This is a genomic window from Micromonospora sp. CPCC 205546, from assembly GCF_036902715.1.
GTDB lineage: Bacteria > Actinomycetota > Actinomycetes > Mycobacteriales > Micromonosporaceae > Micromonospora.
In genome coordinates, this window is sequence record NZ_JBAKHL010000001.1 from 88,642 (window position 1) to 115,542 (window position 26,901).

27 protein-coding genes and 1 pseudogene are annotated in these 26,901 nt (G+C 73.1%); 17 read left to right on the top strand and 11 right to left on the bottom strand.

Features of this window, described 5'->3' with window-relative positions; all coding sequences use genetic code 11:
- Nucleotides 1–2: 2 nt before the first annotated feature.
- Nucleotides 3–656, top strand: a complete 654-nt coding sequence (phoU, locus tag V6U77_RS00390; protein WP_334604022.1) for a phosphate signaling complex protein PhoU — start codon at nt 3–5, stop codon at nt 654–656.
- A gap of 63 nt (nt 657–719) precedes the next feature.
- Here the strand turns inward: phoU and V6U77_RS00395 are convergent, their stop codons facing one another.
- Complete coding sequence (locus V6U77_RS00395; RefSeq protein ID WP_334604023.1) at nt 720–1,487, bottom strand: phosphoglyceromutase; 768 nt, start codon at nt 1,485–1,487, stop codon at nt 720–722.
- A gap of 147 nt (nt 1,488–1,634) precedes the next feature.
- On the opposite strand from V6U77_RS00395, the gene V6U77_RS00400 reads away from it, so the two are divergent.
- A complete protein-coding gene (locus V6U77_RS00400) occupies nt 1,635–2,966 on the top strand; it encodes an MDR family MFS transporter (protein WP_334604024.1) in 1,332 nt (443 codons plus the stop codon).
- 155 nt (nt 2,967–3,121) lie between these two features.
- The gene (locus V6U77_RS00405) at nt 3,122–4,612 is read left to right on the top strand and encodes an MFS transporter (RefSeq protein ID WP_334604025.1); all 1,491 of its coding nucleotides are present in this window, start codon (nt 3,122–3,124) and stop codon (nt 4,610–4,612) included.
- A 570-nt stretch (nt 4,613–5,182) separates the two neighbouring features.
- On the opposite strand, the gene V6U77_RS00410 is transcribed toward V6U77_RS00405, so the two are convergent.
- The 3 genes from V6U77_RS00410 to mshA all read right to left on the bottom strand — a co-directional run bounded on the left by V6U77_RS00410 (nt 5,183) and on the right by mshA (nt 8,318).
- The gene (locus V6U77_RS00410) at nt 5,183–6,178 is read right to left on the bottom strand and encodes a hypothetical protein (RefSeq protein ID WP_442934342.1); all 996 of its coding nucleotides are present in this window, start codon (nt 6,176–6,178) and stop codon (nt 5,183–5,185) included.
- 79 nt (nt 6,179–6,257) lie between these two features.
- Nucleotides 6,258–6,869, bottom strand: a complete 612-nt coding sequence (locus V6U77_RS00415) for a YbjN domain-containing protein (RefSeq protein WP_334604026.1) — start codon at nt 6,867–6,869, stop codon at nt 6,258–6,260.
- 84 nt (nt 6,870–6,953) lie between these two features.
- A complete protein-coding gene (gene mshA, locus V6U77_RS00420; protein ID WP_334604027.1) occupies nt 6,954–8,318 on the bottom strand; it encodes a D-inositol-3-phosphate glycosyltransferase in 1,365 nt (454 codons plus the stop codon).
- Between the two features lie 180 nt (nt 8,319–8,498).
- Here mshA and V6U77_RS00425 point away from each other — a divergent pair, with 180 nt between their 5' ends.
- Nucleotides 8,499–9,260 (top strand): SDR family NAD(P)-dependent oxidoreductase, encoded by a 762-nt coding sequence (locus V6U77_RS00425; RefSeq protein ID WP_334604028.1) that lies wholly within the window; start codon nt 8,499–8,501, stop codon nt 9,258–9,260.
- 23 nt (nt 9,261–9,283) lie between these two features.
- Nucleotides 9,284–10,081, top strand: coding sequence for a class I SAM-dependent methyltransferase (locus tag V6U77_RS00430; RefSeq protein WP_334604029.1), 798 nt, complete (start codon nt 9,284–9,286; stop codon nt 10,079–10,081).
- 188 nt (nt 10,082–10,269) lie between these two features.
- Here V6U77_RS00430 and V6U77_RS00435 read toward each other — a convergent pair whose 3' ends face one another.
- The gene (locus V6U77_RS00435) at nt 10,270–11,361 is read right to left on the bottom strand and encodes a UDP-N-acetylmuramate dehydrogenase (RefSeq protein ID WP_334604030.1); all 1,092 of its coding nucleotides are present in this window, start codon (nt 11,359–11,361) and stop codon (nt 10,270–10,272) included.
- A 70-nt stretch (nt 11,362–11,431) separates the two neighbouring features.
- Here V6U77_RS00435 and V6U77_RS00440 point away from each other — a divergent pair, with 70 nt between their 5' ends.
- The 8 genes and pseudogenes from V6U77_RS00440 to V6U77_RS00475 all read left to right on the top strand — a co-directional run bounded on the left by V6U77_RS00440 (nt 11,432) and on the right by V6U77_RS00475 (nt 19,182).
- Nucleotides 11,432–12,193, top strand: coding sequence for a maleylpyruvate isomerase family mycothiol-dependent enzyme (locus V6U77_RS00440; protein WP_334604031.1), 762 nt, complete (start codon nt 11,432–11,434; stop codon nt 12,191–12,193).
- Nucleotides 12,194–12,431: 238 nt separating this feature from the next.
- Complete coding sequence (locus V6U77_RS00445) at nt 12,432–13,733, top strand: ABC transporter substrate-binding protein (protein ID WP_334604032.1); 1,302 nt, start codon at nt 12,432–12,434, stop codon at nt 13,731–13,733.
- 76 nt (nt 13,734–13,809) lie between these two features.
- Nucleotides 13,810–14,820 (top strand): carbohydrate ABC transporter permease, encoded by a 1,011-nt coding sequence (locus tag V6U77_RS00450; RefSeq protein ID WP_334604033.1) that lies wholly within the window; start codon nt 13,810–13,812, stop codon nt 14,818–14,820.
- A complete protein-coding gene (locus V6U77_RS00455) occupies nt 14,817–15,650 on the top strand; it encodes a carbohydrate ABC transporter permease (protein ID WP_334604034.1) in 834 nt (277 codons plus the stop codon). The genes V6U77_RS00450 and V6U77_RS00455 overlap by 4 nt, the downstream gene beginning before the upstream one ends.
- Nucleotides 15,647–17,017, top strand: coding sequence for a GH1 family beta-glucosidase (locus tag V6U77_RS00460; protein WP_334604035.1), 1,371 nt, complete (start codon nt 15,647–15,649; stop codon nt 17,015–17,017). The genes V6U77_RS00455 and V6U77_RS00460 overlap by 4 nt, the downstream gene beginning before the upstream one ends.
- Before the next feature lie 17 nt (nt 17,018–17,034).
- A complete protein-coding gene (locus V6U77_RS00465; RefSeq protein ID WP_334604036.1) occupies nt 17,035–18,039 on the top strand; it encodes a LacI family DNA-binding transcriptional regulator in 1,005 nt (334 codons plus the stop codon).
- A gap of 56 nt (nt 18,040–18,095) precedes the next feature.
- Nucleotides 18,096–18,233, top strand: a pseudogene (locus V6U77_RS00470) (RidA family protein); the annotation flags it as partial.
- Between the two features lie 52 nt (nt 18,234–18,285).
- Complete coding sequence (locus tag V6U77_RS00475; RefSeq protein WP_334604037.1) at nt 18,286–19,182, top strand: GNAT family N-acetyltransferase; 897 nt, start codon at nt 18,286–18,288, stop codon at nt 19,180–19,182.
- Nucleotides 19,183–19,239: 57 nt separating this feature from the next.
- Here V6U77_RS00475 and V6U77_RS00480 read toward each other — a convergent pair whose 3' ends face one another.
- Complete coding sequence (locus tag V6U77_RS00480) at nt 19,240–20,073, bottom strand: EI24 domain-containing protein (protein WP_334604038.1); 834 nt, start codon at nt 20,071–20,073, stop codon at nt 19,240–19,242.
- 227 nt (nt 20,074–20,300) lie between these two features.
- Complete coding sequence (locus V6U77_RS00485; RefSeq protein ID WP_334604039.1) at nt 20,301–20,837, bottom strand: VOC family protein; 537 nt, start codon at nt 20,835–20,837, stop codon at nt 20,301–20,303.
- 144 nt (nt 20,838–20,981) lie between these two features.
- Between V6U77_RS00485 and V6U77_RS00490 the strand changes: the two genes are divergently transcribed.
- On the top strand, nt 20,982–21,977 hold the full coding sequence (locus V6U77_RS00490) for a helix-turn-helix transcriptional regulator (protein ID WP_334604040.1): 996 nt from the start codon (nt 20,982–20,984) through the stop codon (nt 21,975–21,977).
- On the opposite strand, the gene V6U77_RS00495 is transcribed toward V6U77_RS00490, so the two are convergent.
- Nucleotides 21,968–22,882 (bottom strand): SDR family oxidoreductase, encoded by a 915-nt coding sequence (locus tag V6U77_RS00495; RefSeq protein WP_334604041.1) that lies wholly within the window; start codon nt 22,880–22,882, stop codon nt 21,968–21,970. The two genes, V6U77_RS00490 and V6U77_RS00495, sit on opposite strands and share 10 nt — an antisense overlap.
- Before the next feature lie 76 nt (nt 22,883–22,958).
- Here V6U77_RS00495 and V6U77_RS00500 point away from each other — a divergent pair, with 76 nt between their 5' ends.
- The 3 genes from V6U77_RS00500 to V6U77_RS00510 all read left to right on the top strand — a co-directional run bounded on the left by V6U77_RS00500 (nt 22,959) and on the right by V6U77_RS00510 (nt 24,849).
- On the top strand, nt 22,959–23,654 hold the full coding sequence (locus tag V6U77_RS00500; protein WP_334604214.1) for a nucleotidyltransferase domain-containing protein: 696 nt from the start codon (nt 22,959–22,961) through the stop codon (nt 23,652–23,654).
- Between the two features lie 45 nt (nt 23,655–23,699).
- Nucleotides 23,700–23,789, top strand: coding sequence for a CGNR zinc finger domain-containing protein (locus V6U77_RS00505; protein WP_334604215.1), 90 nt, complete (start codon nt 23,700–23,702; stop codon nt 23,787–23,789).
- Nucleotides 23,790–23,946: 157 nt separating this feature from the next.
- The gene (locus tag V6U77_RS00510; protein WP_334604042.1) at nt 23,947–24,849 is read left to right on the top strand and encodes a GNAT family N-acetyltransferase; all 903 of its coding nucleotides are present in this window, start codon (nt 23,947–23,949) and stop codon (nt 24,847–24,849) included.
- Between the two features lie 46 nt (nt 24,850–24,895).
- Here V6U77_RS00510 and V6U77_RS00515 read toward each other — a convergent pair whose 3' ends face one another.
- From V6U77_RS00515 to V6U77_RS00525, 3 genes are read right to left on the bottom strand one after another with little or no spacing between them, the layout of a single operon-like run.
- Nucleotides 24,896–25,633 carry an alanyl-tRNA editing protein gene (locus tag V6U77_RS00515; protein WP_334604043.1) on the bottom strand — a complete coding sequence of 246 codons (738 nt, stop codon included), beginning with the start codon at nt 25,631–25,633 and terminating at the stop codon, nt 24,896–24,898.
- Nucleotides 25,634–25,644: 11 nt separating this feature from the next.
- Nucleotides 25,645–26,532, bottom strand: coding sequence for an alpha/beta fold hydrolase (locus V6U77_RS00520; protein ID WP_334604044.1), 888 nt, complete (start codon nt 26,530–26,532; stop codon nt 25,645–25,647).
- Nucleotides 26,529–26,843, bottom strand: coding sequence for a DUF2516 family protein (locus V6U77_RS00525; RefSeq protein ID WP_210832681.1), 315 nt, complete (start codon nt 26,841–26,843; stop codon nt 26,529–26,531). The genes V6U77_RS00520 and V6U77_RS00525 overlap by 4 nt, the downstream gene beginning before the upstream one ends.
- Nucleotides 26,844–26,901 lie beyond the last annotated feature (58 nt).

Sequence of the window (26,901 nt, forward strand, 5' to 3'; positions counted from 1 at the left end):
CAATGCGCGACGAGTTCCGGGCTGACCTGCAGATCGTCAGCCAGCTGCTGGTGGACATGGCGGAGGGGGTCCGCGCCGCCATGCGGCAGGCCACCCACGCCCTGCTCACCGCGGACCGCCGGGCGGCCGAGACGGTGATCGAGCGGGACGCCGAGATCGACGAGCTCTACCGGCACGTCGAGGAGCGGGTCTGCGACCTGCTCGCCCGGCAGGCCCCGGTGGCCTCCGACCTGCGCGCGATGATCACCGCGCTGCACGTCGCGGCCGACCTGGAGCGGATGGGCGACCTGGCCGACCACGTCGCCAAGACCGCACTGCGCCGGCACCCCTCGCCGGCCGTGCCCGCCGAACTGCGGCCGACCTTCACCGACATGGCCGCCATCGCCGACCGGATGGCCATCAAGATCGGCTCGGTGCTGGCCAGGCCCGACGCCGATCTCGCCGCCGAGCTGGACGGTGACGACGACGCCATGGACGACCTGCACCGGAGCCTGTTCGGGCTGCTGCTCGGCGAGGACTGGCCGTACGGGGTGGAGACCGCCATCGACGCCACCCTGCTCGGCCGCTTCTACGAGCGCTTCGCCGACCACGCCGTGAACGCCGGCGAGCACGTGGTCTACCTGATCACCGGGCAGACCACGCCCACCGCGAGCTGAGACGCAGGAAAGGGCCCCTTCCCCCGCGCTTCCGCGCCGGGAAGGGGCCCTTTCGTGCGTACGTCAGCGGCCCTGGTTGGCCACCGCGGCGGCAGCGGCCTTCGCGGCAGCCGGGTCCAGGTACGTGCCGCCCAGGGTGAGCGGGCGCAGCTGCGGGTCCAGGTCGTAGCGCAGCGGGATGCCGGTGGGGATGTTGAGCTTGGCGATCGCGGAGTCGGAGATCTGGTCCAGGTGCTTGACCAGGGCGCGCAACGAGTTGCCGTGCGCGGCCACCAGCACCGTCCGGCCGGCCAGGATGTCCGGCACGATCGAGTCGTACCAGTAGGGCAGCATCCGCTCCACGACGTCCTTGAGGCACTCCGTGCGGGGCATCAGCTCGCCCGGCAGCAGCGCGTAACGCGGGTCGCCGACCTGCGAGAACTCGTCGTCGTCGGCGATCGGCGGCGGCGGGGTGTCGTACGAGCGGCGCCAGAGCATGAACTGCTCCTCGCCGTACTCCTCCAGGGTCTGCTTCTTGTTCTTGCCCTGGAGGGCGCCGTAGTGCCGCTCGTTGAGCCGCCACGACCGGCGTACGGCGATCCAGTGCCGGTCGGCGGCGTTGAGCGCCAGCTCGGCGGTGCGGATCGCGCGGCGCATCACGCTGGTGTGCACCACGTCCGGCAGCAGGTCGTGCTCGCGCAGCAGCTCGCCGCCGCGGCGCGCCTCCTTCTCGCCCTTCTCGGTCAGGTCGACGTCGACCCAGCCGGTGAAGAGGTTCTTGGCGTTCCAGTCGCTCTCGCCGTGCCGCAGCAGGACCAGCGTCCCGACGGTGGGCCCCTCGCTAGCAGTCATGCCGATCATCCTGCCGTACGCCGTCCGGTGACGCGCGGGCGGTGGTCGTGACGACCACCACGTGGAAAAAGCGCTGCCCGGACGACCGGCCCGACACTAGGTTGTAAGCCGCGACAATCAGGGCGGTCATTACGGGGCGGGGCGCCGATGCGAACGACGCAGGGTTGGCTGCGGGAGACCACCGGCGGCCTGCCGGTCACCTTCTGGTACCTGTGGGCCGGCACGCTGATCAACCGGCTCGGCTCCTTCGTCCTGGTCTTCCTGGCCATCTACCTGACGCAGGAGCGCGGCTTCTCCGCGTCGCAGGCAGGGCTGGTGCTCGGCCTGTGGGGCGTCGGCGGCGCGATCGGCACCACCGCCGGTGGCACGCTGAGCGACCGCTGGGGACGCCGGCCCACCCTGCTCACCGCGCACCTCGGCGCGGCGGTCATGATGCTCGCCCTCGGCTTCGCCAGGGAGCTGTGGGCCGTGGCGCTCGGCGCCCTGCTGCTGGGCATGTTCGCCGAGGCGGCCCGGCCCGCGTTCGGCGCGATGGTGATCGACGTGGTGCCGGAGAAGGACCGGCTGCGCGCCTTCTCGCTGAACTACTGGGCGATCAACCTCGGCTTCGCCAGCGCGGCGATCCTCGCCGGCCTCGCCGCCGAGGCCGGCTTCCTGCTGCTGTTCGTGGTCGACGCGACCACCACCGTCGTCACCGCCCTGATCATCTTCGTCAAGGTCGGCGAGACCCGGCGGGCCCCCACCGGCGGCGGCCACCAGGGCACCGGCGCTCCGGTCGGGGCGCTGCGGACCATCCTGCGCGACCGGGTCTTCCTCGGTTTCGTCACGCTCAACCTGTTCGCCGCGCTGGTCTTCCTCCAGCACATCTCGATGCTGCCGATCGCGATGGGCGACTCCGGCCTCAGCCCCACCACCTACGGTTCGGTGATCGCGCTCAACGGGGTGCTGATCGTGGTCGGCCAGCTCTTCGTGCCCCGGCTGATCAGGGGCCGGAGCCGGTCGCACGTGCTCGCCCTGGCGTCGGTGGTGATGGGCGTCGGCTTCGGGCTCACCGCCTTCGCCGACACCGCCTGGTTCTACGGCCTCACCGTGCTGGTCTGGACGGTCGGCGAGATGCTCAACTCGCCGTCCAACGCCACCCTGATCGCCGAACTCTCCCCCGCCGAGCTGCGCGGCCGCTACCAGGGCGTCTTCTCGCTCTCCTGGCAGGCGGCCGCGGCGATCGCGCCGGTCCTCGGCGGTCTGGTCCGGGAGCAGGCCGGCAACGCCCCGCTCTGGTTCGGCTGCGCCGCCATCGGCGGCCTGATGGCGCTCGCCCACCTGGTCTCCGGTCCGGCCCGGGAGCGGCGGGCCGCCATCCTGCGGGCGGCCACCGGACCCGCCGTGCCGGTGGTGGCGATCCAGCCGCCCGCCCCGCAGGCCGCCGAGGTGGCGGCGACGGCCCCCGCCGAGCCGACGCAGGTCGAGGCGCGGACGTAGGCGACGCGGACGTAGGCGACGCGGACGTAGGCGGCACGGACCCACGCGGCGCGGACGTAGGCGGCGCGGTGACCAGGGACACGCTGGCGCGACGGCCGTCGGCTCCCTACGGTCGAGGCCGGTCCGGTCAGGAAACAAAACTGTCGGAGGGACGGGTGCGGACGCTGCGCCGCTGGCTGTACGACACCGCGGGCGGGCTCCCGGCCACGTTCTGGTATCTCTGGGCCGGCCTGCTGATCAACCGGGCCGGCGCCTTCGCGATGCTCTTCCTGCCGCTCTACCTGACCGAGGCGCGGGGCGCGAGCGAGGCGCTCACCGGGACGGTGGTCGGGGCGTACGGGCTGGGCGGCGTCGCCGGCGTGCTGCTCGGCGGCGTACTGGCCGACCGGTGGGGTCGACGGTCCACCCTGCTCGCCGCCCAGCTCGCCACCGCCGGACTGATGATCGGGCTGGCCTTCAGCCGGCACCTGATGATGATCGCGGCGCTCGCCGCCCTGGTCGGGGTGGCGCACTCGATGCCCAGCCCCGCCTTCGTGGCGGCGATCGTCGACGTGGTGCCCGAACGGCGTCGCTCCCGGGCCTTCAACCTCCAGTTCTGGGCCTTCAACCTGGGCATGGCCGTGGCCTCGCTGTTGGCCGGCCTGCTCGCCGAAGCGAGCTTCGTGGCGCTCTTCCTGGTCGACGCCACCGCCACCCTGGTCGCGGCGGCCCTCATCGCCTGGAAGGTCCCGGAGACCCTGCCCCGCCGCGCCGCCGGGCTGAAACCGATCTTGGACACTTCCCGTTCCGACCGGACGGCAGGTGTCCAAGATCTTCGGCCGGCGGCGGTCGGCGGTGGCGGAGCGGCGCCGCGACGGGCGGAGGTCGCGCGGCAGACGGAGGCGGGACGGGGGCGGCCGGCGGAGTCGGGAGCGGGACGGGGGCGGCCGGCAGGGTCGGTACGGCCGGCAGGGCGACGGGGGAAAGGGCGGGCGGGGCTGGGACGAGCGGGGCGGCCGCGGCAGCCGGGGCTGCACACGGCGCTGACCGACCGCACCTTCCTCATCTTCGTGGGCCTGACTTTCGTGCTGGCCGTACTGACCATGCAGACGTCGACGATCATGCCCCTCGCGATGCGGGCGGACGGCCTGCGCCCGTCGGCGTACGGCGCGGTGGTGGCGCTCGGCGGAGTCCTGATCGTGCTCGGGCAGCTCTTCGTGCCGCGGCTGATCGAACGGCACCGCAGGGACCGCGTACTGGCCGTCTCGACCGCGCTGCTGGCGCTCGGCTTCGCCAGCCTCGCGTTCGCCGACGACGTGGCCGTCTACCTGGTCGCGGCGGTGGTCTGGACCTTCGGGCAGATGCTCGCCGCACCGCCGAACGCACAGATCAACGCCGACCTCGCCCCACTGGAGCTGCGGGCCCGCTACCAGTCCGTGTTCTACCTGGCGTTCCCGGCGGCGTCGTTCGTGGCGCCCACCCTCGGCGGGGTGAGCCTGCAGTACCTCGGGGACCGGCACTGGCTCATCGTCGGCGGGCTCGGACTGCTGGCCGCCGGCTGCCACCTGCTGGCCGGCCCACCCCGCGAACGCCGCGTCGCCGCCCTCCGCCAACTCTCCACCCCCCTCCCACCTCCCCCCACCCCGACCCCGACCCCCGTGCGGTGATCATGAGGTTGGCGGCGTACGGAGAGATCGACATCGCCGTCAACCCCATGGTCAACGGAGGCCCCGAGCGGCGGGGGAGGCGTGGGGAGGCGGGCGGGTGGGCCGGGAAGGGAGGGCCGAGGGCGGCGGCGGTTGGCAGCGCAGGCCCAGGCCCAGGGTAAGGCCGGACGGGGTGGGGTGGGTGGTTGCGGGGGACAGCAGAACGCCCATCGCGACTCGTGATCGCGATGGGCGTCCGCACCGTATGACCGGGGGCGGGGGGCCAGGCCCACCCCCGTAGGCGTCGCCCGCTCACGCCGCCGGTCCAAACAGGTGGCCACCGTCCCCCAACGGTGTGATTCCACCCGTCCCCCGCACCTCACTCGGTGCACGGATCTGATCGATCCACCGCTCCCCCGAACGGTTCCGAGCGTGGCGCGGTGCAATAAAGTTAGTTCGCCCGGTATTACGAAGACAACCTGGATGGGCTGTCTCGCCGGTCACAGCTCCCGGTGTGGCACCGAGGTGTGCCCACTTCGGGCCTCGGTCATGGCAAACAGCGCTTACCCGTGGACGATTCCCCGAAACACGTCAGGCGTCCTCACGATCGGGCGACTCCGTCCGGAAGAAGTTGCTCTGCCGGCCGTCCCGGAGCTGCTCCTGGTAGATCAGGTTCAGCCTCCGCTCGTCGAAGGTGCGGAACCAGTCGTCCCAGGTGATCTCGCGTATCCGGCTGCTCTCCCGGTAGCCCGGCATGTTGAAGGTGAGCACGCCGGGCCGCCCCTGCCGCTCGGTGCCCGCGATCGTCGCCGGTTGGGCGCCACGCTCGCGCGCCCAGCGCTGGATCACCTCGTGGTTGGTGGTCACCAGGCTGCGGCCGGGGCGTTCCGGCCGATCGGCGGTGGACGAGACGAGCTGCGAGGAACGCACCGACCGCGAACTGCTCCGGCCGGTGCGGACGCCGGTCGTCGTACCGCCGCGCGTCGCGCCCGTCCGCGACGAGGCCGGCGCGGACTTCCGGGCCGCCGACGTGGTCTTCTTCGCCGGGGCCGTCTTCCCGGCAGCCTTCCTGGCCGGAGCCTTCGCCGCCGCCGCCTTCCTCGCCCCCGGAGCCTCCGCCGCCGGGGTCTTCTTCGCCGCCGTCTTCTTCTCCGCCGGAGCCTTCGCCGCCGCCGTCTTCCTCGCCGCTGCCTTCTTCGCCGGGCCCGCCTTGTTCGCCGCCGACGCCCGACCCGGGGCCGCCTTGTTCGCCGCCCGACCCGACGCCGCCTTCTTCGTGGCGGCGGCCCGCCCGGCGGACGCCCGCGTCCCCGTCGCCCGACCGGCCGGCCCGGTGCTGCGCCGCGCGGCCCCACCCGAGGGACGCTCCGCCCGCAGGGTCTTCGCCAGCGTCTTCACCAGTTCCGGCTTGCGCAGGGCGGAGATGCCGGAGACCCCACGCTTGCGCAGCTGTCCCCGGATCTCGTCGACCTTCATCCGGGAGATGTCGGACTCGGAGATCGTCGGGGTGTTCGGGGTCTGGTTGCCCGCCTGCCGTTTCGTCCTGGTCGCAGTCCCGCCGCGACCTGAGCTGTTCCGCTGAGCCATGGGACGCTCACGCTCCTCGACAGTTGGTCCTCGGCGCGCGGCGGGTCCCAGTGCCGCACCGCGCGGTGCGGCATACCCGTCAGGACCGGTCCGAACCTCCGGCCGGGGCACCGGTGCCCGAGACGTCGTCGAGGGCGCCTCCAGCCGGCCCGGCGGCACCGGGCTCATCGGCCGCGCCCGGTTGCCCGGCCGCGCCCGGGGACGGCTCGAAGAGGTGGGCGAACGCCGCCAGGTTGGCCGTTGACTCGCCCCGCTTCACCCGCCATTCCCACTCCCGCCGGATCGAGCTGCCGAAGCCGATCTCCAGCATCGTGTCGAAGGACTCGTCGGAGTACGTCAGCACCGCGCCCAGCAGGCGGTCCAGCTCGTCGGCGTCGATCCCGGCCGGGTTGACCCGACCGGTCAGGTAGACGTCGCCGACCGCGTCGACGGAGAACGACACGCCGTACATGCGGGCGTTGCGCTGCAACAGCCACGCCCACAGCTCCTCGCGGCGCTCGTCCGGCTGGCGCATCACGAACGCCTCGATCCGCAGCGCGTGCTCGCCCACGATCAGGTTGCAGATCGTCTTCAGCTTGTGGGTACCCGGCAGCGTGACCGCGTACGAGCCCGGGCCGGTCGACTCCCAGGCCAGCTCCCGCTCGTCGCAGACCGACTCGATCAGGGCCGCAAGATCGCTCTTCCCGCTCATCGGATCCACTCTACGGCCGCCACCGCCCCGGCACCGGGCGACGACGGGCGGCACGACAGCGCCGGCGGCCGGTGCGCGACGGGGTCACCAGGAGCAGGACATGGCCGGGCCGCAGACCAGCTCGGAGGCGAGCCGGGCCCGGTGCGCGGCGATCGCCTCGCCGTAGACGGCGAGCAGGCCGGAGGCGGTGCGGTGCCAGGAGAAGTTACGGGCGTGCCGCGCGGCACCCCGGGCCAGTTCGGCACGGCGGAGCCGGTCGGGCAGCAGGTGCCCGAGCGTACGGGCCCAGTCGGCCGGATCGTGGCCGTCGATCAGCACACCACTGACCTGGTCCCGCACGGCGGTCACCAGCCCGCCGACGGCGGCGGAGACCACGGGCGTACCGCAGGCCTGCGCCTCCAGCGCGACCAGACCGAAGGACTCGTTGTACGACGGCACCGCGACCAGGTCGGCCGCCCGGTACAGGGCGGGCAGGTCGTCGCCGGTCTGCGGCGGCAGGAAACGCACCCGGTCGGCGACGCCGAGCGTGGCGGCCAGCTCCATCAGGGCGGTCGGCCGGTCCAGCCCGCTGCCGCTGGGCCCCCCGCAGATCACCACGGTCACCTCGTCGGCGAGCACCGGGTCGCGCTCGCGCAGCGCGGCCACCGCGCGGAGGAGCACGTCCGGGGCCTTCAGCGGCTGGATGCGGCCGACGAAGGCCACCACGTAGCCGGCGGCGGGCAGTCCGAGGCGGCGGCGGGCGGCGGCCGCGGCGCGGTCGCGGTCGCCCGGGGCGGGACGGAACCGGTCCAGGTCCACGCCGGGCTCGACGACCGCGACCCGGGCCGGATCGGCGTCGTACCGGTCGATGAGGTCGCGGGCCTCGACCGCCGTGTTCGCGACCAGGCGGTCGGCCTCGGCGACCACCTGTTCCTCGCCGATGACGCGGGCCTTCGGCTCGGGCCGGTCCCCGGCGGCGAGCTGGGCGTTCTTGACCTTCGCCAGGGTGTGCGCGGTGTGCACCAGCGGCACCCCCCAGCGCTCCTTGGCCAGCCAGCCGACCTGCCCGGAGAGCCAGTAGTGGGAGTGGATCAGGTCGTAGTGGCCCGGCGGCCGGGACGCCTCGGCGCGCAGCACGCCGGCGGTGAAGGCGCAGAGCTGGCCCGGCAGCTCCTCCTTGGTGAGCCCTTCGAGGGGGCCGGAGGTGACGTGCCGGACGTGCACGCCGGGCGCCGTCTCGACGACCGGGGGCAGGTCGCCGGAGGTGGCCCGGGTGAAGATCTCCACCTCGACGTCCGCCTCGGCCAGCCGCCGGGCGACCTCCAGGATGTAGACGTTCATGCCACCGGCGTCGCCGGTGCCGGGCTGGTGCAGGGGCGAGGTGTGCACCGAGAGCGTCGCGATCCGCCGGGGGCGGGGCCACGGGCGCGCACCGCGCTGACGACCCACACCGGTGTGCAAATCCGCCACTTCCGCTCCTTTTGTCACGGTTCAAGCCGTCGGCACGCCCGGCGCTCCTGGGACAACGTCCTCGGCCGATGTCATCTTCCCCATGGGCCACCCGTAATTCGCCGGAACGGCCCCTGGGCGTGACGGACCTCATCACCGCCCCGCCGCCCTCCCGCGCCGGCACCCGGGGAGAATGACCGGATGACCTCTGTCGCCGTCGTCACCGGAGCGTCCAGCGGGATCGGGGCGGCCACCGCCCGCCGGCTCGCCGCCGAGGGATTCCACGTCATCGCCGCCGCGCGGCGTACCGACCGCCTGGCCGCCCTGGTGGCCGAGATCGAGGCCGCGGGAGGCGCGGCCACCGCCGTGGCCTGCGACGTCACGTCCGACGGGTCGGTGTCCGACCTGGCCGGCGCGGCGGCGGCCCTGGGCCCGGTCACCCTGCTCGTCAACAACGCCGGCGGCGCGCGCGGGCTGGACCCGGTCGAGTCCGGGTCGGTCGACGACTGGCAGTGGATGTACGACGTCAACGTGCTCGGCACACTGCGCGTCACCCAGGCGCTGCTGCCGGCGCTGGAGGCGTCCGGGGCCGGCACCATCGTGGTCGTCTCCTCGACCGCCGGCTTCACCGTGTACGAGGGCGGAGGCGGATACACCGCCGCGAAGCACGCGCAGACGGCGATCGCCGGCACGCTGCGGCTCGAACTCTGCGGCCGGCCGGTGCGCGTGATCGAGATCGACCCCGGCATGGTCCGGACCGACGAGTTCGGGCTGGTCCGCTTCGCGGGCGACGCCGAACGGGCGGCGGCGGTCTACGCCGGGGTCCCCGAGCCGCTGGTCGCCGAGGACGTCGCCGACTGCGTCGCCTGGTGCGCGACCCGCCCGCAGCACGTCAACGTGGACCGCCTCGTCGTACGCCCGCTGGCCCAGGCCGCCCAGCACAAGGTGCACCGGGTCGGCTGAGCCGGCCCGGGCGGTCACGGACGATGGCGGGCGCGGCGCGGCACCGGCCGCTCGGCGCGGTGACCCGGGGGACGACGAACCCGAACCGGCTCCGCCGGGTGGACAACTGGATCGTCGAGACCTGCGGGGAGGCGCTGCGCCGGGCGGCCGATCCGCTGGTGGTGGACCTCGGCTACGGCGCCAGCCCCGTGACCGCCGTCGAACTGCGCGCCCGCCTGGCCGTCGCGGTACGCCCGGACGTGCGCCTCGTCGGGTTGGAGATCGATCCGGTACGCGTCGCCGCCGCCCAGCCGTCCGCCGACCCGCCCCGGCTCACCTTCGCCCGGGGCGGGTTCGAGCTGGCCGGGCTGCGCCCCGCCCTGGTCCGCGCGTTCAACGTCCTGCGGCAGTACGACGAGCGCGAGGTCGCCGACGCCTGGCGAACCATGACCGCCGGGCTGGCCCCGGGCGGGCTGCTGGTCGAGGGCACCTGCGACGAGTTGGGGCGGCTCGGCGGTTGGTTGCTGATCGACGCCGACGGCCCCCGTACGCTCACCCTGGCCGCGAAGCTCACCACCCTCGGCACCCCGGCGGAGCTGGCCGAACGGCTACCCAAGGCGCTGATCCACCGCAACGTGCCCGGCGAGCGGGTCCACGACCTGATCCGCGCGCTCGACGACGCCTGGCAGGCCGCCGCCGGCTACGCCCCGTACGGCCCCCGCCAACGCTGGCTGCGCGCGGTCTCCGCCCTCCGCGAGGCGGGCTGGCCGATCCTCGACGGCCCCCGCCGCTGGCGCCACGGCGAACTCACCCTCCCCTGGCCCACGATCGCCCCCACCTAGCCCACACCCCCACCCAGCCCTCGCCCGCACCCCGCCCCCGCCGTCGTCGATCATGCAGTTGCGGTGGGGGACAAATGCCTCGTAATACCCCGAAACGCCCAACACAACTGCATGATCGACGCGCACGGAGGGGGTGCGCACGGGGGCGGGAGGAGCCCTCCGGGGAGGGGAAAGGAGAGCGGGAGAGGTCAGATGGTGCAGTTGACGAGGACGGGTTCGGGGTGGAGGGTGACGCCGAAGCGGTCGTGGACGCCGTCGCGGATCTCGCGCGCCAGCTCAACCAGGGATGCGGTGCTGGCGGTGCCGCTGCGGTTGGTCAGGGCGAGGGTGTGCTTGCTGGAGATGGCGACGCCGTCGGGCCCCGGATGCCCCTTGCCGAATCCGGCCTTGTCGATCAGCCAGGCCGCGCTGACCTTCACCACGTCACCCGCGCCGGGCCAGGCGGGCGGCTCGCCGATGTCGGCGGCGCGCTCCCGCAGGAGCGCGTACGCGGCGCCGTCGAGCACCGGATTGGTGAAGAACGAGCCGACCGAGCGGGTGTCCGGGTCGGTCGCGTCGAGCACCATGCCCTTGCCGGCGCGCAGCCGCAGGACCGCGGCCCGGGCGTCGGCCAGCGGCACCCGCTCCCCCACCTGCACGCCGAGCGCCCGGGCCAGTTCCGCGTAGCGCACCGGCCCCGACAGCGGCGAGCGGGCGAGCCGGAAGTCGACGGAGAGCACCACCCAGCGGTCGCTGTACTTGAAGATGCTGGAGCGGTACGCGAAGCCGCAGTCGGCGGCGGCGATCCGCCCGACGGTCCCGTCGACCCGGTCGTGGACTTCGACGCCGGTGATGGTCTCGGCGACCTCCTGCCCGTACGCGCCGACGTTCTGGATGGGGGTGGCGCCGGTCGAGCCGGGAATGCCGGAGAGGCACTCCAGGCCGGACCAGCCGTTGGCCACGGTGGCGGCGACCAGTTCGTCCCAGGGCTCGCCGGCCTCGACGCGCACGGTGACGGCGTCGGCGTCCTCGGCGACCACCCGCAGGCCCCGGGAGCGCACCAGGACCACCGTGCCGGGGAACCCGGCGTCCCCGATCACGACGTTGCTACCCCCGGCGAGGAGCAGGACCTGCTCGTCGCGTGCGACCGCCTCCCGCACCGCCCGGACGATCCCGTCGGCGTCGTTGCCGGCGACGACGCGGCCGGCCGGGCCGCCCAGGCGCAACGTGGTGTATCGCGCCAGGTCGCACGTCGTGGGCTGTTCGGTTCCGGTTGTCGGCTGGGCGTAGACGTCTGACACGCCTTTCACCCTAGGCTGAGGGGTAGCCGCGGCGCCCACTGGTGGCCCGGTCACCCCCGGGAGGATGGCGATGAGCAGACTGCACGGTACGAAGGACTTCTGGTTGGGAGCACTCCGGGCGGAGGGCCCGGCGTTCGCCGCAGCCGTGGCGGAGGCGCCGCCGGAGACACCGGTGCTGTCCTGTCCCGGCTGGAACGTCGCCGACCTGACCCTGCATCTGACCTCCCTCTACCGCTGGGTGCACTCGTTCGCGGGTGCGGGCGCGACCACCCCGTCGCCCGGGAGGCCCGAGCCGGTCGAGCCGGAGCCGGGTGTCGCCCCGCTCCAGCTCTGGCAGCAGGCGTACGACCAGCTCATGACCCTCTTCGACGGCCTCGACCCGGAGGCCCCGGCGTGGAACTGGGCGCCGCAGCCGAAGAAGGCGGGCTTCTGGCCGCGCCGGATGGCGCACGAGACCGCGGTGCACCGCTGGGACGCCCAGCTCGCCATCGCGGCGGGCGATCCGGTCGAGGCGAAGCTCGCCGCCGACGGGGTGAGCGAGATCCTGGACACCTGGCTGCCGGCCGGCCGGCGCCGCACGGCCGGCCAGTGGCACGGGGTGGTGCAGATCTCCGCCTCCGACGCCGGGCAGGAGTGGTTCCTGCGGCTGCGCGGCGAGGGCGTGGCCCTGCTCGACACCGCCACCATCTTCGACCACGACGACCACCACGCCCGCGCGCAGGTCAGCGGCACCGCGAGCGACCTGCTGCTGGCGCTCTGGGGCCGGGTGGGCCTCGACACGCTCGACGTCGCCGGCGACCGCAGCCTGCTGGAGGGCCTGCGCGTCGGCTGACCCACCGCCGCGTGGAACCGGGCCCCGAGGGTTCCGCGCAGTTTCACCGCACGTCCGAGGAGAGTGGCCGCCAGGCACAGGCGGCCACTCTCCTCGTTTCCGGCCCCGGCGGGACCGGCGGAGAGCGCTCTCTTGACACCGGCCGAGCCAACCACCACCCTGTCGTGAGAGCGCTCTCTCAGCTCTGTTCCACCACCTGCCTCACCACCTCAGACGACCTGAGAGGGGTCTGACCGACATGGGTGTCTTTCCGCGCCGCCGCCTGGCGGCGGTGGCCATCGCCGCCGCCACCGCGCTGCTCGCCACCGCCGGCTGCGCCGGCGACGAACCCGCCGAGGACGGCAAGATCACGTTGACCGTGGACGTGTTCAGCCAGTTCGGCTACGAAGAGCTCTACAAGGAATACATGGCCAGCCACCCGAACGTGAAGATCGTCGAGCGTGGCACGGGCACCAACCTCGACGACTACTCGCCGAAGCTGACCCAGTGGCTCGCCGCCGGCAAGGGCGCGGGCGACGTCGTCGCCATCGAAGAGGGGTTGATGGTCGAGTACAAGGCCAACCCCGACAACTTCGTCAACCTGCTCGACCACGGCGGGGCGGAACTCCAGGGCAACTTCCTGGAGTGGAAGTGGAAGGGCGGGACGACCCAGGACGGCAAGCTGATCGGCCTGGGCACCGACGTCGGCGGCATGGCGATGTGCTACCGCAAGGACCTCTTCGCCAAGGCCGGCCTGCCCACCGACCGCGAGGCGGTGTCGAAGCTCTGGCCGACCTGGCAGGAGTACATCAAGGTCGGCGAGCAGTTCAAGGCGAAGAACACCGGCGCGGCGTTCCTGGACGCGGCGACCAACATCTTCAACACGATCGTGCTCCAGACGGCCGGCAACGCGCAGGGCCACCACTACTACGACACCAGCGACAACCTGGTGGTGGACAGCAACCCGGCGGTCCGGCAGGCCTGGGACACCACGATGGACATCATCGACTCCGGCCTCTCCGGCAAGTACGGCTCCTGGTCCGAGGAGTGGGTGTCGGCCTTCAAGCAGGCCAAGTTCGCCACCATCGCCTGCCCGGCCTGGATGACCGGCGTCATCGAGGGCAACGCCGGCGCGGAGGCCAAGGGCAAGTGGGACATCGCCCGGGTGCCCGGCAACGGCGGCAACTGGGGCGGATCGTGGCTCGCCGTGCCGACCCAGAGCCAGCACCGCGCCGAGGCGATCGAGCTGGCGAAGTTCCTGACCAGCGCCAAGGGCCAGATCGGGGCGTTCAAGGCCAAGGGTCCGCTGCCCTCCTCGCCGCAGGCGCTGGCCGACCCCGCGATCGTCGACGCCAAGAACGCGTACTTCTCCGACGCGCCCGTCGGGCAGATCTTCGGCGAGGGCGCCAAGACGCTGAAGCCCGTCTACATGGGACCGAAGAACCAGGCCGTCCGCACCGAGGTCGAGAACGCCGTGCGGACGGTGGAACTGGGCCAGCGCAACCCCGAACAGGGCTGGACGGACGCGGTCAACAACGCGAAGAAGGCCGCCGCCAAGTAGCCCGAGCCGGAGTGCGGGTGGGAGGGGCGCCGGGGGTGCCGGTCCCGCCCGCACCCGGGAAAGGAGTCCTCCGGGCATGACCGTTCAGCTCGACGCCCGCCCGCCGGTCGCACCGGCGCCCCGCACCGGTCGGCGTCCACCGGTGATGCGGTTCAGCCGCCTCGACACGAAGTACTCGCCCTACCTGTTCATCGCCCCGTTCTTCGTGCTCTTCGGGGTGTTCGGGGCGTACCCGCTGATCTACACCTTCTGGGTCTCCCTGCACGACTGGGACCTGCTCGGCAGCAACCACCCGTTCGTCGGGCTGCAGAACTACAGCCAACTGCTGGCGGACGCCGACTTCTGGCACGCCGTCGTCAACACCCTCGGCATCTTCGTCATCTCGACGGTTCCGCAGCTGCTGGCCGCGCTCTGGCTGGCCAACCTGCTCAACCGGCAACTGCGGGCGCGGACCACGTTCCGGATGGCGGTGCTGATCCCGAACATCACCTCGACCGCCGCGGTCGCGATCGTCTTCGGGGTGCTCTTCGGCCGCGAGTTCGGCATGGTCAACTGGATGCTCGACCTGGTCGGCATCGACGCGATCGAGTGGAAGTCGAACCGGTTCGCGTCCTGGGTGGCCATCTCCACCATGGTCGACTGGCGGTGGACCGGCTACAACGCGCTGATCTTCCTGGCCGCCATGCAGGCCATCCCGCGCGACCTCTACGAGTCGGCCGCCATCGACGGGGCCGGCCGGGCCCGGCAGTTCTGGTCGATCACCGTGCCGCTGCTCAAGCCGACGATCATCTTCACCGTCATCATCTCCACCATCGGCGGGCTCCAGCTCTTCACCGAGCCCCGACTGTTTCACTCCGGGACCAACCCGATCCGGGGCGGGACGCTGCGGGAGTCGCAGACCGTGACCATGTACATGTTCGAGAACGCCTTCGCGCCCCACTACAACTTCGGGTACGGCTCGGCGGTGGCGTGGCTGCTCTTCGCGCTGATCGCGGTCGTCGCGGCGATCAACGTGCTGCTCCTGCGCCGACTCGGCGGCGCGAAGCCGGCGAAGGAGGACGCGAAGTCGAAGGAGGGAGCGCGATGACCCGCCTCTGGGCCGCCAGCCGGCTCACCTACGCCGCGCTGATCGCCGCCGGGGTCCTGTCGATCTTCCCGATCTACTGGATGTTCGTGGTCGCGAGCCGCTCCAACGACGCGATGGGCCAGCTGCCGCCCCCGGTGACCCCCGGCGGCAACTTCGGCGCGAACGTGTCCCGGCTGCTCGACAACACCGACGCGTACTTCGTCGCCGGCCTGGTCAACTCGGCGATCGTGGCGACCACGGTCACCGTCTCGGTGGTCTTCTTCTCCACGCTGGCCGGGTTCGCCTTCGCCAAGCTGCGGTTCCGGGGGCGCAACGCGCTGCTCATGGTGATCATCGCGACGATGATGGTGCCCACCCAGCTCGGCGTCATCCCGCTCTACCTGCTCATGACGAAGCTGAACTGGAACGACCGGCTGCCGGCGGTGATCGTGCCGGCCCTGGTCACCGGCTTCGGGGTCTTCATGATGCGGCAGTACGCGGGCCAGGCGGTGAGCAACGAGCTGATCGAGGCCGCACGGGTGGACGGCTGCAACACCGCGCGGATCTACTGGAACGTGGTGCTGCCGGCGCTGCGCCCGGCCGCCGCCGTACTCGGGCTGCTCACGTTCATGACGACCTGGAACGATTTCCTCTGGCCGTACGCTGTCCTCAACGATCCGGAGAACCCCACCGTGCAGCTGGCACTGCGCACCCTGTCCGACGGGTACTACACGGACATGTCCCAGGTGTTCACGGGGACGGCCATCGCCACCCTCCCGCTGTTGCTGGTCTTCGTCCTGTTCGGCCGCCAGATCATCGGCGGCATCATGGAAGGTGCGGTCAAGGCGTGAGCACTCTGCGATTCCCCGACAACTTCGTCTGGGGGGCGGCCACCGCCGCGTACCAGATCGAGGGCGCGGCCACCGACGACGGTCGCGGCCCGTCGATCTGGGACACCTTCAGCCGTACGCCGGGCAAGGTCCACCACGGGCACACCGGCGACGTGGCCTGCGACCACTACCACCGGTACGCCGACGACGTGGCGCTGATGGCGGAGCTGGGGCTGCGGGCGTACCGCTTCTCGGTGGCCTGGCCCCGCATCCAGCCGGACGGCACCGGCCCGGTCAACCCACGCGGCCTGGACTTCTACGACCGGCTCACCGACGCGCTGCTGGCGCGGGGCATCGACCCGATCGTCACGCTCTACCACTGGGACCTGCCGCAGGCCCTCCAGGACCGGGGCGGCTGGACCAACCGGGAGACCGCCGAGCACTTCGCCACGTACGCCACGGCGGTGCACACCCGCCTCGGCGACCGGATCCGCACCTGGACCACGCTCAACGAGCCGTGGTGCTCGGCCTACCTCGGCTACGGCAACGGGGTGCACGCCCCCGGCGAACAGGACCCGGGCGCGGCCTTCGCCGCCGTACACCACCTGCTGCTCGGGCACGGCCTGGCGGCCCGCGCCCTGCGCTCGGGCGGCGCGCAGACCGTCGGGATCACGGTCAACCCGGCCGACGTGTGCGCGGTCGACGCGGACAGCGCCGCCGACGCGGCGGCGGTCCGCCTGGTCGACGGCCTGCACAACCGGATCTTCCTCGATCCCCTGCTGCGCGCGGCCTACCCCGACGACGTGCTGGAGCACGTGTCCCGCATCGTCGAGCCGACGTTCCTCCGCGACGGCGACGAGAAGCTGATCGCCGCCCCGATCGACCTGCTCGGCATCAACTACTACGCCCCCACCTACGTCGCGGGACGGCCGGACGGCGCGGGCGGCAGCGCCTGGCCGGGCACCGAGGGCGCGGTGGAGTTCCTCCCGCCGGCCGGGCCGCTGACCGACATGGGCTGGATGATCGAACCGGCCGGGCTGACCCGGCTGCTGGAACGGATCGCCAGGGACTACCCCGGCGTGCCACTGATGGTCACCGAGAACGGCGCGGCGTTCCCCGACAAGCCCGACGCCGACGGTTCCGGGCAGGTCATGGACGCCGACCGGATCGCCTATCTCGACGGGCACCTGCGCGCCGTGCACGAGGCGATCTCCCGGGGAGTGGACCTGCGGGGCTATCTCGTATGGTCGTTGCTGGACAACTTCGAGTGGGCCGAGGGCTACCGTCGACGGTTCGGGATCATCCACGTCGACTACCTGACCCAGCGCCGCACACCGAAGTCCAGCGCCCGGTGGTACCAGGAGGTGATCTCCCGGAACGGGCTGTGACGAGGGTGGTAACGGGGATGACGACGGCGCAGCGGCCGACGCTGGAAGCGGTGGCCCGGCGGGCGGGGGTCTCGCGGGCAACCGTGTCCCGGGTGGTGAACGGTTCCACGACGGTCGCCGAGCCCATCCGGGAGGCGGTCCGCCGGGCGGTGACCGAGCTGGGGTACGTGCCGAACCTGGCCGCCCGCAGCCTGGTCACCCAGCGGACCGACTCGATCGCCCTGGTGCTGCCGGAGGCCGCCACCCGGGTCTTCTCCGACGACCAGGTCTTCCCCGGGATCATCCGGGGCGCGGCGCAGGAGCTGGAGGCGGCCGACAAGCAGCTCGTGCTGATGCTGGCCGGCTCCCCCGCCGGGCACGACCGCGTCGAGCGCTACACCACCGGCCGGCACGTCGACGGCGTGCTCTTCGCCTCGCTGCACGGCGAGGACCCGCTGCCCGGCCGGCTCGCCCGGCTGGGCATCCCGGTCGTGTGCAGCGGACGGCCGCTCGACGGCGCCGACGTGCCCTACGTCGACGTCGACCACGTCGGCGGGGTGGCCACGGCGGTGCGGCACCTGCTCGACGGCGGGCGCCGCCGGATCGCCACCATCGCCGGCCCGCAGGACATGGTGGCCGGCATCGAGCGCCTCGCCGGCTACCGGAACACGGTAACCGAGGCCGGCCTGCCGGAACTGGTGGCGACCGGCGACTTCACCCGCGAGTCCGGGGCGACGGCCATGCGGCAGCTCCTCGCCGAGCACCCCGACCTGGACGCCGTCTTCGCCGCCTCCGACCTGATGGCGCACGCCGCCCTGCGGACGCTGCGCGAGGCGGGTCGGCGGGTGCCCGACGACGTGGCGGTGATCGGCTTCGACGACATCGAGACGGCCGCGTACACCGAGCCGCCGCTGACCACCGTCCGCCAGCCGATCGTGCAACTGGGCCGGCAGATGACCCGGCTGCTGTTGCGGCTGGCCGCCGGCGAGGCCATCGAGCCCGTGGTGCTCCCCACCGAGCTGATCGTCCGCGAGTCCGCCTGACCGGCCGGCGGATAACCGGTCGAGCCGCCCGGGGGTCCGGCGGTAGCGTCACCGCCGTGACCCCACCGACCCGGCTGATCCGCGTGCCCGCCCTCTCCGACGTCGCGGAGTACGCGTACGCGGCCACGGTCGAGCCGCCCGCCCGGCTGGTGTTCACCGCCGGCGCCTGCCCGCTCGACGCCGAGGGACGGACCGACCAGCTCGTCGAGGTCGAGGCCGTCGCCGCCGTACGCGAGGAGAACTGACGTGCGAATCCGGACCGCCCGCCCCGACGACGCGCCCGCCGTGGTGGCGATGCGCGCGCTCGTGCACCCCTACCTGGTACGCGGCGTCGAGTCGACCCGGAAGATGATCGCCCAGCCCCCGCCCGACGAGGACTGGACCGCGTACGTCGTCGAGGTGGACGACACGGTCATCGGCTGGGCGTCGGCCTACCGCAACGCCCAGACCTCCGAGCCGGACGTCGGCGAGATCTCCACCCTGCACGTGCACCCGGAGCACCGGGGCCGGGGCGCCGGCACCGCGCTGCTGACCGCCGCGCTGGGGCACCTGCGCGACATCGGGGCGCGCCGGGTGCGTACCTGGGCGCTGCCGGAGTCGCTGCCGTTCGCCCGCCGGCACGGCTTCACGCCGAGCCGGGAGCTGCGCTACTCGGCACTGGACCTGCGGCCGGCCCCGCCGATGCCGGAGCCGCCGCCGGGCGTACGGCTGCTTGCGCTGACCGACGTCGAGCCGCGCCGGGTCTACCTGGCCGAGGTGGCGGCGGCGGCCGACGAGCCGGAGGACGTGCCCGCCGACGCGACCAGCTACGAGAGCTGGCGCTCCGAGATCTGGGAGAACCTGGGCCTGGACCACGTGGCCAGCACCGCGGCCGAGATCGACGACGAGATCGTGGCGTTCAGCCTCGTCAACCGCGACGGCGACCGGATGTGGTCGGACTACACCGGCACCCTGCCGACGCACCGGGGGCACGGGCTCGCCCGACTGGTCAAGACGGCGGCGCTGCACCGCGCCGCCGCCCGAGGGGTACGCGTCGCCTACACCTCCAACGACGAGGCGAACGCGCCGATGCTGGCGGTCAACGTCCGGCTCGGCTACCGCCCGGTCGGGTCGGGTTGGTCCTGCCTGCGCGACCTGCCCTGACAGGTCCCGGTCCTTCCTGACAGGGTCCCGGTCGGCGGCCCCTCCTGACGGGTCCCGTCAGCCGGCGGCGTGGCCGGGCCCGGCCGGCGCAGGCACGGCCCGCTCCTCCGTGATGGGCTGGCCGAGGGAGCGGCGGGCCAGCAGTGCGGCCCCGGCGACGGCGGCCGGCATGACGATCACCGCGCCGAGCGGGATCAGGAAGCAGACGAAGACCGCCACCCCGAAGCCGAGCGTGGTCGGCCGGTCCGCCTTGAGGTGTGCCCGCCGGTCCGGCAGCCGCATCCCGCGCCGGTAGAAGGGCGCCCCGACCAGCTCCACCGCGAGCAGCCAGCCGCCGACCGCCGCCCCGATCACCGGCACCACGGTCTGGCCGAGCACCGGGATGAAGCCGGCGGCGAAGAGCGGGATGCCGAAGAGGATCGACAGGCCCACCAGCCGCAGCGAGTCGGCGATGCTGCGCCGCAGCGACGGCCAGAACGGCACGTCGACCGCGTTGGGGGTACCGCCGAGGCGCTCCTCGACTCGTTCGGAGATCTTCTCGTAGAACGGGTCCCCGATGACCAGGGTGACGGCGGTGAAGCTGACCACCGCGAGCAGGCCACCGAGGCCGAGGAAGGCCAGCCCGGCGATCACCCGGACCAGGCTGCGCGAGGTGGTCGACCAGTCGTCGGCGAACGGGGTGACCAGCGCGGCCAGGTCCTCGACGAAGTACGCCAGGGTGGCGAACGCGGTCACGAAGATCGCGCCCGAGATCAACGCCGGGATGACGCCGAGCAGCATCAGCCCGGGGCTGCGGACGTAGAGACCGAGGCCGCGCAGGAGCAGGCCCACGCCGGCGAAGAACCGGCCGGCGGCACCGGTCACGGGCGCGGCGATGCGGGGTGCGTTCACGACCGCAGAGCCTAGTTGTACCCCACCAGTGCGGGCTCCGGGCCCGCGCGCTACTGCCAGATGGCGCTGTCGGGGTCGATGTCGTGGGCGCGTGCGTTGGCGTCGATGCTCTGCCGGAGCCACGTGGCAAGGCCGGTGCGGATGCCGTCGTAGTGTCGTCCCGGTCGTGCAGCGCGGACCGTCACGCCCAGACCTGGCCGACGGTCAGGCCGTCGGCGTCGGTGGCGTCAGGCATGCTCCTCATTGTCGCCGCGACCGGCGCCCGGTGGGGTGATCCCGATGGCTTCAAGGTTGCGCGCCTCCTGGCTGGCCGGATCGAAGGGCTTCGCCGCGGTGAAGATGATCCGTGCGTTCTCGGGGGTGATCACCTCCACGTCGCGGGTGTTCCAGGGGGTGTCCCGTGGTCCGTCGACCGAGTCCGGGTTCAGCGCACGGCAGGCCTCGACGAGGGAGTCGATCTGGTTGAGCACGCCCGAGAAACTGAAGCTCATCGCCGGTGCCTGCGCCGGCACGCTCTCCGCCGAGCGGAGGAGCACGTCCTGGAACGCCCACCGGCGCAGGTGCACGAGCGTGCCGGGGATGCTGAACAGCGCGAAGAACCCGAGACCACGAGTCCAGAAGTCCACCGACGCCGCCAGGTCGGTCGTGGGGATCGTCACGAACGCCGGCATTCCGTAGATGCCCCGGTACGGCTCCGGCGCGACCGCGTCCGGGCCGGGGGTGGGCACGGGACTCATCTCGAAAGCGTCGTAGTAGTCACTCATGCACCCACCCTCCGGCCTCACGCACCGTGAGGGTCAAGCCGGATCCGTGACAGTCCCGCCGCGCAGTCGTGGGCGCGACCGGGCGACGCCGGAGGAGGCGAGCCACCGGCTGGGGCGGCCGAGCGGGCACGGCAGGATGGACGGGTGCGGGCGGCCCGGTTGATCTCGTTGGTTCTGCTGCTCCAGGCGCGCGAGACGATGACCGCGGCGGAGCTGGCGCGGGAGCTGGAGGTCTCGGAGCGGACCGTCTACCGGGACGTGCTGGCGCTCTCCGCCGCCGGGGTGCCGGTCTACGCCGACCGGGGTCGCGCCGGCGGCTACCGGCTGCTCGGCGGCTACCGCACCCGGCTGACCGGGCTGACCCGAGACGAGGCGGAGGCGCTCTTCCTGGCCGGGCTGCCCGGACCGGCGGGCGACATGGGCCTCGCCGACGCGGTGGCCTCGGCCGAACTCAAGGTGCTGGCCGCGCTGCCGCCCACGCTCCGCGACGCCCCGGCCCGCACCGGGCAGCGTTTCCACCTGGACGTGCCGGGCTGGTTCCGGGAGGTCGGGCCGCCGCCGTGGCTGACCGAGCTGGCCGGCGCGGTCTGGCGGGACCGGGTGGTCGAGCTGCGTTACCGGCGCGGCGAGCGCGAGGTGACGCGTACCGTGCGGCCGTACGGGCTGGTGCTGAAGAACGGCGTCTGGTATCTGGTGGGCCGGGTCGGCGACGACCTGCGCACCTACCGGGTGGACCGGGTCACCGGGGTCCAGGTGCGACCGGAGACCTTCGACCGGGACGAGGGCTTCGACCTGGCCGGGTACTGGCGGGAACAGGCCGAGGCGTTCCACCGGGGCGTGCTGCGGGAGCGGGCCACCGTCCGGCTCAGCCCCGCCGGCCTGCGCCAGCTCCGGCACGTGGCGGACGCCCCCTTCGCGTACGACGAGGCCGTCGCCGCCGCCGACGGCCCCGACGGGCAGGGCTGGGTGGTGACCCGGCTGCCCGTCGAGTCCGTCGACGTGGCGTACCACCAACTGCTCGGGCTGGGTCCGGAGGTGGAGGTGCTCGACCCGCCGGAGCTGCGGGCGCGGCTGGCCGAAGCGGCCGAGCGGACGGCCCGCCGCTACGCCGGCCGGGACCCCGATCCGGGTCAGCGGTAGCCGGTGTCGTCGGCCGGCCGGCCGGGCTCCACCACCTCCGTGTGGTAGCGCGCCCAGTGCGGTCGGGTGCCGTCCAGGTCGGTGAAGCCGTACACCTGGGCCAGCCCTCCGCTGTCGAGCGACTCGCCGTTCCAGCGGGCCCGGTCCGGGTCGGCGGCCAGGGCGGCCACCGCACGACCGACGAAGGCCGGCGTCTCCGACATGACGAAGTGCGGTTCCTTGGCGGCGCCGTCGCGCCAGTTCTCCTCGGTGACGCCGAAGTGCTCCAGCATCGCCTCGGAGCGCAGCCAGCCCGGGGTGAGCGCGACGGCGGTGCAGCCGTGCGGCTTCAGCTCGTGCGCCCAACTGAAGGCGAGCCGGTTCACGGAGACCTTGGCCAGGTCGTAGAAGACCGAGAGGCGGTAGTTGGTCTCGTTGTGCTCCCGCGTGCCGTCGCCGACCTCCACCACCAGGCCGCCGGGACGGCGGATCATCAGCGGCAGGGCGAAGTGGGCGGTGACGATGTGCGTGTCGATCGCCAGCCGCAGGCTGCGGAAGCCGGCGTCCAGCGGCTGCTCCCAGACCGGCTTCTCCCAGGTGGTCAGGGGGTCGCCGCCCCAGATGTCGTTGACCAGCACGTCGAGTCGGCCCTGCTCGGCGTCGATCCGGGCGACCAGGTCACGGACCTGCTCGGGTACGAGGTGGTCGACCCGGACCGCGACGCCGGTGCCGCCGGCGGCGGTGACCAGTTCGGCGGTCTCCTCGATGGTCTCCGGGCGCCCCATCTCGGAACGGCCGGCCCGGCTGCTGCGGCCGGTGGCGTAGACCGTGGCGCCGGCGGCACCGAGCTGCACCGCGATCTGCCGGCCGGCGCCCCGTGTCGCCCCGGCGACGAGCGCGATCTTCCCTGTCAGCGGTTTCGTCATGCGGCGAGCCTGTCAGCGATACCTGACAGCCGAAGTCCGGTTTCGCGAAGCCGTGTCGTCCGTCATGCTCGCCGGCATGCACCTGCTGCTCTCCGGGATCGTCGGCTCGGTCGCGTACGGGCTGGCCGGGCCGGGCTCCGACGTCGACCGGATCGGCGTCTTCGCCGCGCCCACCGTCGCCTTCCACGGGCTGCGCCCACCCCGCGAGTCGGTGGTGACCACGGACCCCGACATCACCCTGCACGAGGCGGCGAAGTGGTGCCGCCTGGCGCTGAGCGGCAACCCGACCGCCACCGAGCTGGCCTGGTTGCCGGAGGACTGCTACGAGACCCGGACGGAGTTCGGCGACCGGCTGGTCGCCATCCGCTCGGCGTTCCTCAGCGCGCCCCGCGTCCGCGACGCCTACCTGGGCTACGCCGGCCAGCAGTTCCGCAAGCTGGAGTCCCGGGGCGACGGCCCGTTCTCCGCCGACACCCGGCGGCGCACCGCCAAGCACGCCCGGCACCTGGCCCGGCTGGTGCACCAGGGCCGGCTGCTCTACGCCACCGGCGTACTGGAGATCCGGCTCGCCGACCCGCAGTGGTTCCGCGGCTTCGGCGAGCGGGTGGCGGGCGGCGCGTTGGACGAGGCCCGGACCCTGGTCGCCGAGGCGGAACGGGACTTCGACCGGATCCGCACCCCGCTGCCGGACCGCCCGGACGAGGCGACCGTGGAACGCTGGCTGCTCGACGTGCGCGCCGCCCACCTGCCACCGGCTCCCGCCACGCCCTGACCTCCCCCGGCCGATCCTGGCGGGCGCCGACGAACTGGTGGCCGCCTGCGCCCCGGTCGGCGGCGCTGGTGCGCGATGGAGCGCTGCGGCAACCGGCACAAGGTCCGCTCGTTGCGCGCCCGCCGCGCCGAGTAAACCCGTTGCCCGGCGGACACGGTCCCCTGTTAGGGTTCCGGCACGCCCTCGTCGAAGAAAGGGAGGTGAGCGCCGTGTCCACGACATCGCTGTGCTCCCGCCCGGCCACGAGGGCACCACGGTTCTGAGCCGGGGGCACGAAACCCGGAAGGACCTCATGACCGACCTGGTCATCCGCCCGCTCACCGCGGGCGAGGAAGCACTGTTCGACTCCCTGCCCCACACCAGGCTGGTGGGGCGCGCCGCCTTCGGCGACAACTACTCCGACATGGCCGCCGACGGTCAGTACCGTCCCGAGTGGAGCTGGGTCGCCCTGCGCGCCGGCACCGTGGTGGCCCGCGCCGCCTGGTGGGGTGGGCCGGACGACGAGTCTCCGCTGGCCCTCGACTGGCTCGACTTCACCGACCACGAGGCCGCGGTCCGGCTGCTGCGCGCCGCGCCGCTGCGGGCCGAGTACTCCCTCTCGTTGCCATCCGGCTGGCGGGACGACCCGGCCGTCCGGGCGGAGGCGCAGGCCCGCATCGACGCGGCGACCGCCGCCGGCATGTCCCCGCTGGTCGCGCGGTACCGGTACCGGTGGACGCGGGAGCACGGGCTGCCCGCCCGGCCCGGCCGGTTGGAGTTCCGCCCGGAACCCGACGACGCCGTGATCCTCGACGTGCTGCGCCGCGTCGGCGAGGGGAGCCTCGACGCCCACACCCGCCGCGCCGCCGCCGAGCACGGGCCGGAGGCGGCGGCGCGGGAGGAGCTCGACCTGTTGCGCTGGCTGCCGAGCCCGCGCGACTGGTGGCGGCTGGCCTGGACGCCGGCCGGTGAACTGGTCGGCGTCACCGTGCCGGCCCGCAACCACAGCGATCCGGTCGTCGGCTTCGTCGGCGTGGTGCCCGAGCAGCGCGGGCACGGCTACGCGTACGACCTGCTGGTCGAGGCCACCCACCTGCTCGTCGAGGCGGGAGTGACCGAGATCGTGGCGGCCACCGACCAGACGAACCACCCGATGGCCGCCGCCTTCGCCCGGGCGGGCTACCCGATCGAGCGGGAACGCATCGATCTCGTGTGACGGCCCGGCTCCCGGCGCCGACGACCGGCGCCGGGAGCCACCCGGTTCAGTCGGCCAGCCGTACGCGGACCCGACGGTTGGCCCGCCCCTTGCTCTCCACCTTGACCACCTGCACCTTGCCGATCTGCGCGGTGGAGGCGACGTGCGTGCCGCCGTCGGCCTGCACGTCCAGCCCGACGATGTCGACGATCCGCACCTCCTGCTCCTCCGGCGGGATCAGGTTCGACTGGGTACGGATGATGTCGGGCAGCGCCAGGGCCTCCGCCCGGGGCAGCACCCGCACGGCCACCGCCCGGTCGGCGGCCACCTCGGCGTTGACCAGCTCCTCGATGCGGCTCTTGAAGTCGGCGGGCACCTCGGGCAGGTTGAAGTCCATCCTGGCCTCGCCCGGCTCCATGTTGCCGCCGGTGACGAGCGCGCCGAAGTCGCGGAACACCACGCCGCAGAGCACGTGCAGCCCGGAGTGGGTCCGCATCAGCCGGGTGCGCCGGTCGTCCTCGACCGCCCCGGTGACCGCCGTTCCCGCCGGCGGCAGCGGGTCACCCTCGGCAGGGACCAGCCACAGGTCGTCGCCCTTGCGGGTGCCGACGATCCGGGTCTGCACCCCCTGCCAGAGCAGTACGCCGTGGTCCGGCGGCTGCCCGCCGCCGCCCGGATAGAACGCCGACCGGTCCAGCACGATGCCCTGCTCGGGATCGGCGTGCAGCACCGTGCACTCCCACTCCCGCAGTGTCGGATCGGCCAGGTCCAGCCGGTGCGTACGACCGTGGTGTGTGACGCCCATGACAGGGCACGTTACTCGTTGAGGAAGGCGGATATCCGGCTTCGCAGGTCGGCGCGTTCCGTCCAGAGGACGCCGGGCCGGTCGTACACGTGCAGGGTGGCCCGGGGCAGCGCGGCGGCGAGCTGCTCGGCGACCTCGACCGGGTGCAGGTCGTCGCCGGCGCAGCCGATGACGAGGGCCGGCGCGGTGACCGCGGCCAACGCACCGGCGTCGCGCAGGGGCGCCTGCTCGGGCAGGGTCGCCAGTCCCGGAGCGAGCCCGTCGCGCAGGAGCTGGTCGAGGCGCTGCCGCAGGTAGGCCCAGCCGGCCGGGGTGTTGCGTACGGCGGGCGGCAGCTCGGCCTGGACCACGTCGGCCACGGCGGAGGCGTCGCCGCTCTCCACGGCCTCGAACAGCGCGGTCAGCCGGGCCCGGGCGACCTCGCCGCGCGGCCGGTCGAACGCGGCGGGCAGGAACACGACCAGCCGCTCGAAGCGTTCGGGGCTCTCGGCCAGCAGCCGGCAGAGCGCGCCGGCGCCGAGGCTCGCGCCGAAGGCCCTGGTGGCACCGCCGAGGTCGGCGACCGCGCGCAGGTCGCGGGCCAGGTCCAGGTAGCTCCACGGGCCGGGCGGCGCGTCGGAGCGGCCATGCCCGCGGAACTGGAAGAACAGCTTGCGGCCGGTCACCCCGCTGCCGAACGGCCGGGTGGTGGCGATGCCGTTGCCCAGCCCGTGGGCGAACACCGTGACCGGCTCACCCGTACCGGTGACGAGCTGCTCCAGGCGTACGCCGTGCGGCGTGGTGATCAGCTCGGTCTCCGGCTCCGGCAGGGCCGGGCGGCCGGTGCGCGGGCCACCCGGGCCGGGACCCCAGGTGCGGGGCCCGCCGTCCGGCGGCGGCGGCCAGCGGAAACTCCTCACCAGAACCCTTTGCCGTCGCTCAGGTCGCGCAGCCCCACCCGGACGTCGAGCAGGTAGATCAGGCCGGCGGCGATGCCGACGAGCCCGAAGAGACTGATCGGGCCGAAGCCGAGCAGGGTCAGCACCAGGCAGACGGCGAGGATGCCGATCCAGCCGCCCTTGGGCAGGGTGCCGATGGCGGAGAAGGCGTCGGAACGTTGGGTGATGGCGTGCACCAGGGCGATGCCCTGCACGATCAACGCGAAGACGAGCAGGATCAGCTCGATCACGTAGCGAACATCGAAGGCGAAGAGCGGCGCGGCGTAGGCCATGTCGGCAAGCTTATGCCGGTGAGCCCGGATACGTCCGACAGGACGTATCCGGGCTCAC